Source organism: Cardinium endosymbiont of Dermatophagoides farinae, assembly GCF_007559345.1.
Taxonomy (GTDB): domain Bacteria; phylum Bacteroidota; class Bacteroidia; order Cytophagales; family Amoebophilaceae; genus Cardinium.
Window position 1 is genome coordinate 1,097,784 of sequence record NZ_VMBH01000001.1, and the last position, 13,102, is coordinate 1,110,885.

General features: G+C 38.1%; 11 protein-coding genes, 1 tRNA gene and 2 pseudogenes. 7 read left to right on the top strand and 7 right to left on the bottom strand.

Features of this window, described 5'->3' with window-relative positions:
* Positions 1-127: 127 nt before the first annotated feature.
* Positions 128-1,024 (bottom strand): tyrosine recombinase, encoded by an 897-nt coding sequence (locus FPG78_RS05145; RefSeq protein ID WP_320411057.1) that lies wholly within the window; start codon positions 1,022-1,024, stop codon positions 128-130.
* A gap of 36 nt (positions 1,025-1,060) precedes the next feature.
* Positions 1,061-1,134, bottom strand: a tRNA-Asn gene (locus tag FPG78_RS05150).
* A gap of 268 nt (positions 1,135-1,402) precedes the next feature.
* Between FPG78_RS05150 and FPG78_RS05155 the strand changes: the two genes are divergently transcribed.
* The 6 genes and pseudogenes from FPG78_RS05155 (at position 1,403) to FPG78_RS05180 (ending at position 8,017) form a co-directional block, all read left to right on the top strand.
* Positions 1,403-2,005 carry a 1-acyl-sn-glycerol-3-phosphate acyltransferase gene (locus tag FPG78_RS05155; protein WP_223262018.1) on the top strand — a complete coding sequence of 201 codons (603 nt, stop codon included), beginning with the start codon at positions 1,403-1,405 and terminating at the stop codon, positions 2,003-2,005.
* Between the two features lie 286 nt (positions 2,006-2,291).
* Positions 2,292-3,020 carry a nucleotide exchange factor GrpE gene (locus FPG78_RS05160; RefSeq protein WP_144086920.1) on the top strand — a complete coding sequence of 243 codons (729 nt, stop codon included), beginning with the start codon at positions 2,292-2,294 and terminating at the stop codon, positions 3,018-3,020.
* The gene (dnaJ, locus tag FPG78_RS05165; protein WP_144086921.1) at positions 3,021-4,154 is read left to right on the top strand and encodes a molecular chaperone DnaJ; all 1,134 of its coding nucleotides are present in this window, start codon (positions 3,021-3,023) and stop codon (positions 4,152-4,154) included.
* A 29-nt stretch (positions 4,155-4,183) separates the two neighbouring features.
* Positions 4,184-5,312, top strand: a pseudogene (dnaX, locus tag FPG78_RS07790) (DNA polymerase III subunit gamma/tau); the annotation flags it as partial.
* A gap of 856 nt (positions 5,313-6,168) precedes the next feature.
* A complete protein-coding gene (locus FPG78_RS05175) occupies positions 6,169-6,810 on the top strand; it encodes a DapH/DapD/GlmU-related protein (protein ID WP_144086922.1) in 642 nt (213 codons plus the stop codon).
* Between the two features lie 235 nt (positions 6,811-7,045).
* Positions 7,046-8,017: an Rpn family recombination-promoting nuclease/putative transposase gene (locus FPG78_RS05180; protein WP_144086923.1), complete on the top strand. Its 972-nt coding sequence runs from the start codon at positions 7,046-7,048 to the stop codon at positions 8,015-8,017.
* A 158-nt stretch (positions 8,018-8,175) separates the two neighbouring features.
* Here FPG78_RS05180 and FPG78_RS05185 read toward each other — a convergent pair.
* The 4 genes and pseudogenes from FPG78_RS05185 to FPG78_RS08165 form a co-directional block, all read right to left on the bottom strand.
* Positions 8,176-8,544: pseudogene (locus tag FPG78_RS05185) on the bottom strand (ankyrin repeat domain-containing protein); the annotation flags it as partial.
* Positions 8,545-8,559: 15 nt separating this feature from the next.
* Positions 8,560-8,838 (bottom strand): ankyrin repeat domain-containing protein, encoded by a 279-nt coding sequence (locus FPG78_RS05190; protein WP_223262019.1) that lies wholly within the window; start codon positions 8,836-8,838, stop codon positions 8,560-8,562.
* An 85-nt stretch (positions 8,839-8,923) separates the two neighbouring features.
* Positions 8,924-9,445, bottom strand: coding sequence for a hypothetical protein (locus FPG78_RS05195; RefSeq protein WP_144086926.1), 522 nt, complete (start codon positions 9,443-9,445; stop codon positions 8,924-8,926).
* 10 nt (positions 9,446-9,455) lie between these two features.
* Positions 9,456-9,578 (bottom strand): hypothetical protein, encoded by a 123-nt coding sequence (locus tag FPG78_RS08165; RefSeq protein ID WP_255431762.1) that lies wholly within the window; start codon positions 9,576-9,578, stop codon positions 9,456-9,458.
* Between the two features lie 575 nt (positions 9,579-10,153).
* On the opposite strand from FPG78_RS08165, the gene FPG78_RS05200 reads away from it, so the two are divergent.
* Positions 10,154-12,904 (top strand): putative LPS assembly protein LptD, encoded by a 2,751-nt coding sequence (locus tag FPG78_RS05200; RefSeq protein WP_144086927.1) that lies wholly within the window; start codon positions 10,154-10,156, stop codon positions 12,902-12,904.
* 15 nt (positions 12,905-12,919) lie between these two features.
* On the opposite strand, the gene FPG78_RS08170 is transcribed toward FPG78_RS05200, so the two are convergent.
* Entirely contained in the window at positions 12,920-13,090 is a 171-nt protein-coding gene (locus FPG78_RS08170) for a hypothetical protein (RefSeq protein WP_255431763.1), read from the bottom strand.
* Between the last annotated feature and the right edge of the window lie 12 nt (positions 13,091-13,102).

Sequence of the window (13,102 nt, forward strand, 5' to 3'; positions counted from 1 at the left end):
CCTATTTGTGATCAGCAGTTTTTAGGAGAAGCGCAGTCGAGCACCGCAGCATACAAATGTATTTGAGGAGCATAGACCACAAAATTGCCATTTAGCAATAGATTTTGCAAAAGGTCTACCAAACGCATTATGTATTAGGAGCATTTAGGTGACTTCTCGGATGATAGGCCTGCATGATTTGTTTAAGATAGCTTCTATCTAGATGGGTATATATTTCAGTAGTAGTGATAGAAGCATGTCCCAACATTTCCTGTATGGCACGTAAATCTGCGCCTCCTTCTATTAAATGGGTCGCAAAAGAGTGTCTAAAGATATGAGGCCCAACTGCTACATCTACCTTAGCCTTTCTAGCAAGCGCCTGTACCATTAAAAAAATCATCACCCTGCTTAAGCCTCTTCCACGCCGGTTTAAAAAAAGGGTATCTAAATGCCCTGATTGTATAGGCATATGGCTGCGAACCTGCTGCACATAAAGTTTAATATGCTTTAAGGCTACTTCACCAATAGGTATCAGCCGCTCTTTATTGCCTTTGCCAATGACGCGTACAAAGCTTTCTTCGAAATAGATATGGCTTAACTTTAAAGCGATCAGCTCAGCAACACGCATGCCTGTACCATACAGCGTTTCCACAATGGCTCGATTTCGGACACCAATCGACGTAGAATGGTCTATAGCGCCAATGATCGCTTCAATTTCCGATACAGACAAAACAGATGGCAGATGTTGCCCTAACTGAGGATTTTCTATAAGCTTAGTAGGATCCTTAATGATGTGTTCACCTAACTGTAAAAACTTATAAAAAATACGTAGACCAGAAAGTATTCTTGATTGACTCGTAGCCTTCATGCCTACACGGCACAATACTCCTAAAAACTCTTCAATATGAATGGAATCAACTTTAGTTGGCGGAACTGCCCTGCCCCAAAAAAATTGGGCAAATTTGGTTACATCAGAAAGGTAAGCTACAATGGAGTGCTCAGCAAGCAAACGCTCTAAACGGAGATAGGCCTCAAATTCGTTCAAAAAATATTTCCATTCCTGCTCCATACTTAATTAAAGCTCCCCCTGCTGGACTCGAACCAGCGACCCTTTGATTAACAGTCAAATGCTCTAACCAACTGAGCTAAGGAGGACTATAAACAAGACCTTCTACAAAACCTATTTCTAATGGCAATTTTGGTGTCGAAGCTTGTCTATGCTCCTCAAATACATTTAGTATGCTGCGGTGCTCGACTGCGCTCCTCCTAAAAACTGCTGATCACAAATAGGTTTTGAAGAAGGTCTACAGTATAATTTTACCATTTTTTTCTTTCATAAACAACACTCGCCCCACCCTAGGTTAACTTTTTTATATTAAATTGCAGACAATTGAATAGTAATGAACGCAATAAAGTCTATAACATGATCGATTCTAAGGCTAGCAGCACCAGACAAGCACCCAGTTGGACCCAAAAATGTGCCATTGGGCTGATCAAGCTTTTAGGCTGGAAAGTTCACAACATCACCCATCCAATAGCCTGTAAAAAAGCAGTCTTAGTATTGGCACCACATACCAGTAATTGGGATTTTTTTTATGGCATGTTGTTTAAGCTTAGCCATCCAGATGTGCCGCTTAGGTTTGCCATAAAAAAGGAAGTAATGTTTTTTCCACTTTCCTGCTTAATGAAAATACTGGGGGCCATTCCAATAGACAGAAACAAAACAACGAAAAAAACCAATATGGTAGCTGTTATGGCAGAAATGTTTAGCCAAACAGAGCTACTGCTACTTGCCATTGCACCAGAAGGAACAAGAAGCTATGTAAAACGTTGGAAAACAGGTTTTTATAGGTTAGCCGAAGCAGCAAATGTTCCGATTATCTTAGGGTACATGAACTATGTTAAAAAGGAAATGGGATTAGGCCCAACCTTCCACCTGACAGGTAATATAGACAAGGATATAGCAGATATTCAAGATTTTTACCGAAAAATACCTGGTAAACATCCAGCACAAGGTGTGGTATAACATGACAATTTGACATTACTACAAGCATTTGGCAAAAAAATTGCATAAGTCTATAGCGTTGATATAAATCTTTTATATTTTGATAATAGACTGCTTTCGAAACTTAAGACCTTCTTCAAAACCTATTTGTGATCAGCAGTTTTTAGGAGAAGCGCAGTCGCCAGAATACTAAATGTATTTTGAGGAGCATAGACAAGCGCCAAAACTGCCATTTAGCAATAGGTTTTGCAGAAGGTCTATAGTTGTAACGAGGCCATCTCATCATTATTTTATACTATTATAAAGCATGAAGTTACAAGATACAGACACAAACAAAACAGGTTGCTGCAAAGAGCCAGTAAACCAAAACCAAGAAGGTTGTTGTAGCCAGGAGGCAACCATCAGCCAAACATGCTGCTGTACCGATGAGGAGGCAATGCCTCAACCATGCTGCTGTGGCCAGCAAGAGATAGATGCGCAAACAGGCTGTTGTAGCCAACAGGAAAAAGAGCCGCAGCCAGGTTGCTGTAAGTCAGCCGATCCATTAGATAGTGGGCATAAAGAAATGTTCACTTCTGATATAACTTCGTTGGAACAACTCCAAATGCTACTGATGGAAGCAAATGACAAGTATGTTCGTCTTTATGCTGAATTTGACAACTTTAAGAAGCGTGCTGCTAAAGAACGTATGGCCTTTACTGATAAAGCCAACGAGCAAACATTAAAAGAGCTGTTACCCATCGTAGATGATTTTGAGCGATGCATCACGGCGCTACAAGGCACACAAGGAGCAACCCAACACATTGAAGGCATCAAATTGATTTATGATAAATTATGTAGCGTCTTAAAAAGGTATGGTGTAAAAGAAATAGCCATAGAGCAGGGCAGTGCATTTAATGCAGATTTGCATGAAGCGATTATGCAGCAACCGGTAGATAATCTAGAGATGCAAGGGAAGATTGTAGCAGTAGTAGAAAAAGGATACTTGATCCATGAGTATGTATTGCGGTTTGCTAAAGTTATAATTGGAGTATAAATGGAAAAGGACTATTACAACGTGCTGGGTGTAGAACGTAGTGCCACTGCAGATGAGATTAAAAAAGCTTATCGCAAGGTAGCCATGCAATACCATCCTGATAAAAATCCAGGAAATAAAGCAGCAGAAGAGAAGTTTAAAGCTGCTACAGCAGCCTACGATGTGCTAAGCAACCCAGAGAAAAAGCATCAATATGATCAGTTTGGTACAACAGGGTTCCAAGGAGGAGCTGGTTCATATGGAGATGACTTTTTCGAGGGGGATTTAAATGACTTATTTCAGGATTCTCCTTTTAGTAGTTTTTTTGGTGGCGGCAGGAAAACGCGTCGGGCATCTAATTATGGCGAGGATTTACGGATCAAAATCAAACTAAACCTTAAAGAGATTGCACTAGGTGCAGAGAAAAAAGTAAAAGTAAAACGTTATACAAGTTGTGATACATGCGGCGGTAATGGGGCAGAAAATGGACTTGCTATAGAAAAATGTGGGCCATGTAAAGGGCATGGCGTGGTGCGTAAAACGACCCAAACCATGTTGGGCAACATGCTAACAGAGTCTACTTGTAACAGCTGTGGTGGAACGGGTAGTCGAATTAAAACGCCTTGTAGTGATTGCCATGGAGAAGGAAGAAAGTTTATAGATGATCTGATCACCTTTCAAATACCTAAAGGGGTAAGAAAGAATATGGAGCTAACCTTACGTGGCAAGGGAAATGCACCACCCCGTGGCGGTATGCCAGGTAGCTTAATTGTCCAAATAGAGGAAGAAGAAGACGATCTTTTAAAACGTGAAGGCAATAATATTTGCTATACCTTACATATTAGCTTTATAGACGCCACACTAGGTTGCGAAATGGAAGTACCTACTATATATGGTAAAGTGCGGCTTAAAATTCCACCTGGAACAACATGTGGCGAGGTCCTTAAGCTAAGAGGGAAAGGTATTGCAGATGTAAATGGTTATGGTAAAAAGGGAGATCAGTTGGTTTTTATTCAAATCTGGACACCACAAGAGCTTACCAAAGAAGAAAAAGAAATTTTGCTTTCTCTTCGAGATTCGCCTAACTTTATACCGAGGCCTTCTAAAAAAGAAGAGAGCTTTTTTGAGCGTATTAAATCTTTTTTTCAAGGGTAGGCTAATGCGCCATTGTTTAAAATCTTACCATGAGCCAATTTGTAGTTTCTGCAAGAAAATACCGTCCTACTGCATTTAAAGATGTCACTGGTCAACCCCATATTACCACTACATTAAAGAATGCCATAGCATCTGGGCAACTTGCCCATGCTTTTCTTTTTTGTGGTCCGCGTGGTGTGGGGAAAACTACTTGTGCACGCATATTGGCCAAAGCGATCAATTGCCTGCACGTTACGGAAACAGTAGAGCCCTGTAACCATTGTGCCAACTGTATAAGCTTAAGCAACAATAGTTCCATGAATGTCTATGAATTAGACGCAGCTTCTAATAACTCTGTAGAAGATATTCGAGAGCTGGTTGCACAGGTTCGTTATGCCCTCAAATGGGTAAGTATAAGATATACATTATAGACGAGGTCCATATGTTGTCTAATGCTGCTTTTAATGCTTTCCTCAAAACACTGGAAGAGCCCCCTAGCTATGCTATATTTATATTAGCTACTACAGAACGCCATAAGGTTTTACCTACTGTTTTATCCCGTTGTCAAATCTTTAACTTTAACAGGATTACATTAGAAGATATTGTTTCCCAACTTAAAAAGATTGCCATACAAGCCTCTATTCCTTATGAGGAGTCTGCGCTGCAGCTGATTGCACAAAAAGCAGAAGGTGCCATGCGGGATGCCCTTTCTATGTTTGATCTGCTCACTACTTCTGGTACCATTACTTATGAGACTACACGCGATCATCTACAAATTTTAGATTACGACTATTATTTTAAATGTACAGACGCTTTCTTACAAGGGATATTCCGGCTGTGCTCGCGCTCTATGACACCATCTTACGTAGAGGCTTTAATGGGCACCATTTTGTAGTAGGGCTTGGAGAACATTTACGCAACCTACTGGTTTGCAAAGACAGCAAGACCCTTCCGCTTTTAGAAGTCACAGATAACATTCGACCGCTTTATGCTAAATATGCTGCGCAGTGCACTGTCCCTTTTTTATTGAAAGCGTTGGCACGCTTAAACCAATGTGATGTAGGCTATAAAGCCAGCCAACATCAAAGACTGCATGTAGAACTGGCACTGATTGAGCTAACCACTAGCGACCTGACACTTCCTGGAAACAATTCATTACCAAAAGAAAATAAAAAAAAAGAGCCAGTTATAGACAAGCCCAAACAAGCTACTGCTACTTCCGTTCAACCATCAACAACACCACTGGACGGGTCAAGCCCTAGCACGGATCACTTACGGGAGCATCCAGCAGTACAGCAGCCAGAAACGATTGCCATTCCTACCTTAGCAAGCTTAAAAGCTTCATTGAGCACAAAAAAAAAATCAAATGATTCGGATAAAAAAATAAAAAACCAATATGATATAAAAGAACCAGTCTCAGCAGCAATCGTTCAATCTTGCCTGGGTGATTATAGGGAACAACTTAAAAAGAATGGTCATATAGCTGCTTATCATCTTATGAACCAGCCCATACAAATTGAAGGTACAGTAGTTACGATTGCATTGATCAATGCTGTTCAAGAACAGATACTACACAACCTTAAAGAAGAATTATTACCTAAATTAAAATTGCATCATCCTGATCTAACCATTCAAGGTGTTTTGGTCGAACAGCCAGCTGTCCAAAAACCCTATACAGATCAAGAAAAGTTAAGCTATTTGGGCAAAAAAAACGCTGCCATCGCATTACTACAAGAACGACTGATGTTGGAGGTAGCTTACTAAAAGTGTACTTTCTACTTTTTCCAAAGCGCGTTTTTAGACCTTCTGCAAAACCTATTTGTGATCAGCAGTTTTTAGGAGAAGCGCAGTCGAGCACCGCAGAATACTAAATGTATTTGAGGAGCATAGACAAGCTTCGACACCAAAATTGCCATTAGAAATAGGTTTTGCAGAAGGTCTTTTGATTGTTTTATGCAGTAAGCAAGCTGAATGGATGCATAAACGTTTTCTTTATTCCGTAACAAAGCAGTTATTATAAATAAATTACAATTATATGCACAAAGGTGTAATTATTTTTGGCCTATGCCACCTTACAAAAGGCGCTTTAGATATTTTCCAAAAAAACAATGTAATTGTTTACGGGATTCTAGAAGATGAAACCAAACGGCATGGTACAGAGATCCATAATATCCCTATCTTAGGCGCTACAGATGATTCAAATTTCATTGATTTACTCGGTGAACAATGTGCTTCTTTTATTGCCTATCGTCCTATGCAAAAAAGAAAAAACTGTTTGAATTTTTTAATTGCACAGCAAAAACCGACGCCCATTTCTGCTATTCATCCATCGGCTACTATCGCTGAAGCAGTTCAGCTGGGTCACGGCAATTACATGGGTGCACAAGTATGTTTGGCTTCAGAGGTAACTATAGGGAACTACTGTGTGCTACACAGTGGGGTTATCATTGAGCCAGAAACCACTATTCATGATTGGGTAGAGATAGGTGCAGGTAGTATTATTGGTGATCATGTAACCATAGAAGAAGATGTGTTTATTGGCATAGGTACTACCATCATTCCGGGTGTTACCATTCAAAAGGGGGCCAGTATTGGTGCAGGGTCGGTTGTTTTAGGCAACGTAAAAAGTGGCGATCTGCTATTAGGCAATCCAGCAAAATCTATTCAACAACCATAAAGCTGACGCTACTGCTCCTAAAAATTCCGCATTACAAAATAGATTTTGCGTATGCGTTCAATGTTATGGCCATAGTAGGAAACAAATAAAGACGAGAAATTGGAAATCGCTAAGGCTATGATTCAAGAGGGAGATTTAGTGGAAAAGATTATACGTGTCACCGGTTTATCTGAATCTGATATACAACAGATTTCTTAATTTTTAACGTTTTTATTTATTGTAATCTACTGATCAAATGACCAAGAAAAAGAATAAAAAAGAGGGAGTAGATAAACCTCATGACACCGTATTTAAAAACACATTCTGCAACAAGGAAGCGATGCTAGATTTTTTAGCTGCTAATCTACCTCGTGATCTACTTGTAAAAATAGATCAAGAAAATTTAGAACTTACCAATAAAAGCTTTGTGGATCCAGTTGGTAGAAGAGGAGAGTCTGATTTAGTATTCAAAACCAATATAAATGGAAAGGAAGGGTACCTGTATCTAATTGCTGAGCATCAATCGACTGAAGATTTGTATATGCCTCTTCGTTTCATGGAGTATAACGTTCAGTTATTGCGTCAACATCTAAAAGAAAAAGGAAATGTTCCGCTACCAGTGATATTAAACATATGTATATACAATGGGAACAGTCCGTATAAAGGTTCTAATAGTTTATTGTCAATGTTTTCAGATCCTGAGTTAGCCAAATCTTGTATGTTTGACAAGTTTCATTTGGTTGATCTATATAGTACTTCTGAAGATGAGTTACTTAGTTATAAAAAGGCTGCTTTTGCAGCGATGATACTCAAACAAGGAATTTATCGTTCGTTTAATCAATGGTTTCTTGATCATATCAATCTAATTGTTAATTTTTTAGAAAAAGGCTATATTAGTTATGCTAATGAAGCTTTTTTGTATATGCTGAAGGTAGATGATGATCCAAATTTACTACAAACCATTAAGCAATCTAACCCAAAATTAAATCAAATTGCCATGTCAGTAGCTGAAACATTAAGACAAGAAGGGGAACAAAAAGGGATCCAAAAAGGGATCCAAAAAGGGATCCAAAAAGGGATGCGTATAGGGGAAGAAAAGGGTATGCGTATAGGGGAAGAAAAAGGAAAAGTGGAGATCGCTAAATCTATGCTTTTGAGGGGTTACCCTATAGAAGATATTATTCTTCTAACCGGTTTATATCCTTCCCAAGTTCAAGAGCTTTTATAGACATTTCCTGGTTATTTTATAACTATTGTCTATACTTTTTGATTCAATTCCTATATTTTGGCGCGTCTTTAGTTTTAAGTGTGTAAATATACAATCTCAAAAATATTTATACCACACTTAAAACTAAAGACTCTTAACCATATGATTTTTTCATTCGACTAATTAATTGAGGAAACTGATACTGCTGATAATCCTTTTAATACCTCTAATACCTTCCAAAAACCACGCCTTTTTGCTAGATCCAAGGGAGTATAGCCATTTTTATTTTTCTCATCTATAATAATACGGGAGTCTTCGACTAATAGTTCAACCACATCTACATGGCCGCCATATGCTGCTAGATGCAAGGGGGTATTCCTATGTTTATCTTTTTCATTGATGGAAATATTAGGATAGTGCATTAACACTTTAACTAGATTTTGATAACCGTCGCGTGCGGCTATATGCAGAGCGGTTCTATAATCATTATCTTTGGCATTTACATCAATACCTTGTACTTGCAATAAACAGTCCACTACACTCATACTGCGACGGCCTACTGCTCAATGCAAAGGGGCACACCCATCTTTATCCTTTCCATTTATATCAACTTCATGCTTGTCTAGGATCTCTTTTACAATGGTTGGATAACCTCTTTTTGCGCCCCAGTGCAGAGGTGTTCTATGATTGGTATCCGTGACATTTACATCAATATTTTGTACTTGCAATAAACGTTCAGCCTTAGGTATATGACCGAAGACTATTGCCAAATGTAAAGGTGTTCTTTTGTTGTTATCTATGGCATTTATATCCATATTTTTTGCTTGCAATAAACGGTTCACTATATCTATATATAATCAAGACCTACTGCTAGATGCAAAGCAGTATGCCCATGCTTATCTTTTGCATTTACATTGGCCCCCTTATCTATTCTATTATGCGTTGAAAGGCATCTAACTTGCTATACAATGCGGCATACATGCATAAAGTACGGCCTTGTTTGTTCTTTGCATCTATATGCAGACCTTTAGCAAGCCAATACTCTATCCTATTTATCGAAAAATCATTCGCCTTAAGGTCATCTAGCACATGATCATATAAAACCATAGGATCCCAGAAGGTGATGTCATCACTAGATGCTTCATTAGGTATCAAGCCTGCTGGGTTTTGCTGGATCGCATGAATAATGGCGCGTTCCTGTGTAGGCGATATGTTGATATATGGACGCATCGTTGTATCCACTCCAGTTGAGATGAACGGTACAACAGCGGTCAAATTACTACCATTCATCCTACTGCCATTATTTATATATAGATTAGTCATACCTGATTGATTTCCAAAATAATTACAAATGACTAATGTTCCGAATACACCGGTACCAAATGCTACAACGCCTTCCATCAGGCGGAAAAGCCTCCCTTTTGTTATCCCGGTCTGGGTTCCTTGCATATTGCCGTGTTCAATGAATGCTATTATTTTCAAAACCCTGCTTTTGCCTTATGCCTACACAAGCAGATAAAGTATGTAAGCTGAATAGCGCAATCAATAGGCCTACTCTATAATGGGTATACTTTTTTTTCATAGTATTGATGTCTAAATTAATTAGACCTAATGGAACCGAAGGCCCCCTCTTACCCATTTATCCAGATGGTCATAATAAAAAATAAATATAATTCCAAATAAAAATGATTAAAAAATTTCAAGACTTGATTAGAGCAGTGCAATGTTACAGCTTGTAACGCATTTATAGACCTTCTGCAAAACCTATTTGTGATCAGCAGTTTTTAGGAGAAGCGCAGTCGCCAGAATACTAAATGTATTTGAGGAGCATAGACAAGTGCCAAAATTACCATTTAGCAATAGGTTTTGCAGAAGGTCTTATATATTACTGTAGCAAAACGGAAACTATAGATAAAATAGTTAGGGGTCTACTATATGAAAAACAAATGCATACTTTTATATTTGATATTAGACTTTTTTCGAAACGCTACTTCTACTGGTAATTTACACGTCGATCTAGTGCTTAAACCCTCACGTACATCTAGTATGCTGCGGTTTTGCGCGCCGTTGCTCCTATAAATTCCTCACTATAAGCGCGTTTCGAAAGAAAGATAGTGTCTATCCTTACGCAAAAAGGTAAAAGTAAAATTTGTTTGTGTGACTAAGTCTTATTTCTTACGTATTGTTGCTTTGGTACCATTTATACTGAGTGGTGTATCGATTTTATCAAAAGCAACTGGATATTGTAATGGTGGCCCCTATTTTAGCAGTGCTTATAGCACCAAACATACAAGCTGGATGTTTCCCAATAAGTGCTTTACCTATAGGCAACCCTATGACACGTATAAACAATTCAGCAATCAGCTGCTTTTTAAAAAGAGCTACCAGTGGCTTTTAACACCAGCTCGTACTAAAAAAGAAGGAGAAAAAGCTATAGATACTGTTCATTATCAATCTGAAGATTCAATTGTTTTTGATGCCAAAAAGAAAAGACTTGCTTTACATGGTGGGAGCACGCTTGATTATGACAACATGAAACTAGAAGCGCATGTAGTCACTTTAGACTTAAATAGCAATACGATTCATGCGGAAGGAACCAAGGACCTGCATAATAAGTCAATAGGTAGCCCTATTTTTACCTATAAAGATGTAACAAAAAACAAATATGGAAAAGATGGGTCTAGCCAAACACGCATCTTTTTTATAGAAAAAATCTGGTACAACATCGACACCAAACGGGCTTTAGTAGATACACTCCTTACCAAACAAGAAGAATCGATTGTAAAAAGCAAACAGGTAAAAAAAGAGGATGAAGAAACATTTTACGCTGAAGATATCATTTACACAACTTGTGGGCTAGCGCATCCCCATTTTCACATACGTACCAAGCGCGCTAAAATGGTTCAAGACAAGCAAATTACGAGTGGACCTTTTCGCTTTTACTTCGATAATGTGCCTACTCCGCTAGGGTGTATTTTTGGAACATTATTCCTGGAAGGAAAGCGCATACATGGTATTATTCCACCAGAAATAGGGGAAGGAGACAGGGGATTTTATCTCCGTAATGGCGGATACTACATGAACTTCAATGATTATGCAGATATTTCTATTTTAGGGAGTATTTATTCTGATGGCACTACAGAACTTAGGAATGAGCTACGCTATAAAAAAAGATACCTATGTAGTGGGGAGCTGTTTTATGCAAAAAATATAACGGAACAGGAAAAAGTCTGGTCTTTAAAATGGGAACATAAAACGCTAACACGTGGCGCTAGAAGTTTCAGCGCAAAGTTTGACCTCCGCAATAAATCTTACAAAGCATTGGACTATGAAGACAACAAAATCTTCAATAAGATCCCCAAAAAGCTGACACAAGAATCTTCTGCCAGCTTATCCTATAATGACAAACTGATAGGTGTCCCCTATCATTTAACCCTACGAACAGAATTTAAAAACAATCTTACTTCGAATTTTCAACACTGGGCCCTGCCAACAGGTACCCTAAATAGTCCTTCTTGGTACCCGCTAAAAGTGATTCCATCCAAAGATACGAACCGCTGGTTTCATAATATTGAGTTAAAGCATAATGTAAGTTTTGAATACCACTTTCAAAATGCAAAAAAAGAACCTAGCCTATTAGACATACCCGTTTCTTTAAGCTGCCCATGGAATCACTATACAGAAAATGGTATAAAGCATACCGTACCGCTTAACATGCACTGTAAATTATTTGACCATATTAACTTCACCCCCCATCTCACCTATAATGAAGCATGGTATTGGCTTAATAAAGAGCCAAAAGGGCGTATACGGAAACCAGGATTTAATAGAGTTTATACTTGGGGTTTCGGTGCAAAGCTAGCAACTACGCTATACCATACCCACTATTTTGAAGATGCAGCATCTGTACAGGGTTTTCGCATTAAGACAGAGCCTAGCATTGACTTTACCTATACACCTGATTTCTCTAACAAATATTTCTTTGAAGTAGAAAATGAAAAAGGGGAAAAAGAAAAAAAATATGCATTTAAAGGACTCCGTCCAGGGATAGGGGTAGCCAATCGTACTACATCTATTTTAAAGTGTAAGCTGCACAATACGGCTGAGTTAAAGATAAAAAAACCAACAGATCCAGAAAAAAAAGAAAAGGAAAAAAAACGAATGAGTCACAAAATATTTTTATTAAAAAACTTAGATCTTGAAACAGAATATGATTTTAAAGCAGAGAAGTGCCACCTAACAAATGGCATTCATATGCATATTGCTAGTGAGGCAAAAATGGGGAAAATAGGCAAGATTGGCTTTGACTTTACCACAAATTTTGACCCTTATCTATACAAAAGTGAACCGACAGCTGATAATAAAATCAAAGAAGAGGCTACGAATCATTTTGCATGGAGCCATGGTAAATATTTGGCCAGGGTTAAAGAGGCAAATTGTAAAGTACACATAGATATTGCACACTATTCGAGCAAACAGAAAAAGAAAAAAAAAGACCTATTCAGTGATCATGATGGATTGACCAATAAAATTAAAGAACACAAGATAGACTTTGACAAACCTTGGAGTTTTAGCTCAGAATTTAATTTTATCTATAAAAAACTACATGAATATGAAAAAGGAAAAAAAGATTATAGCATAGAAAAATATATAACCCTTAATGGGAGTATGACTTTGGTTAAAAAGTGGAAGCTAAACCTAAGTAGTACCTATAATTTTACTAAAAATGAATTTGACCCATCTGCTACAGAAATTTCCATTCAACGAGATTTACACTGCTGGCAACTTAGCTATCAATGGCACCCGCTAGGCGATTCAGGTAAGTATGACTTTTCTTTAGGTGTGAAAGCAAATGTCTTAAAAGTCTTGAAGCTGTCAAGAAAAAGAAGCTATAATAAACTAAGCTAAGGGTCTTTAGAAGTATTAGGCTTCTATACCTTTTGATGCTACTTCTTGAAAATAACCAGTAGCATTAACGGCAAAATTTTTAGGTGGCATCAGTTGAAAGTCATTTTTATCACCTTTTTGATGTACTTCAATAGTTGCCTCGATAATATTGAGCTTTATAGCATCGCATGTTAGGCCTATAAACACCTTCTTATGACA

Excerpts from the sequence above, each read along its gene's own strand:
- FPG78_RS05155 (WP_223262018.1), top strand. The coding sequence starts at position 1,403 with ATGATCGATTCTAAGGCTAGCAGCACCAGACAAGCACCCAGTTGGACC.
- FPG78_RS05180 (WP_144086923.1), top strand. The coding sequence starts at position 7,046 with ATGACCAAGAAAAAGAATAAAAAAGAGGGAGTAGATAAACCTCATGAC.
- FPG78_RS05195 (WP_144086926.1), bottom strand. The coding sequence starts at position 9,445 with ATGCAAGGAACCCAGACCGGGATAACAAAAGGGAGGCTTTTCCGCCTG.
- FPG78_RS08165 (WP_255431762.1), bottom strand. The coding sequence starts at position 9,578 with ATGAAAAAAAAGTATACCCATTATAGAGTAGGCCTATTGATTGCGCTA.
- dnaJ (WP_144086921.1), top strand. The coding sequence starts at position 3,021 with ATGGAAAAGGACTATTACAACGTGCTGGGTGTAGAACGTAGTGCCACT.
- FPG78_RS05160 (WP_144086920.1), top strand. The coding sequence starts at position 2,292 with ATGAAGTTACAAGATACAGACACAAACAAAACAGGTTGCTGCAAAGAG.
- FPG78_RS05175 (WP_144086922.1), top strand. The coding sequence starts at position 6,169 with ATGCACAAAGGTGTAATTATTTTTGGCCTATGCCACCTTACAAAAGGC.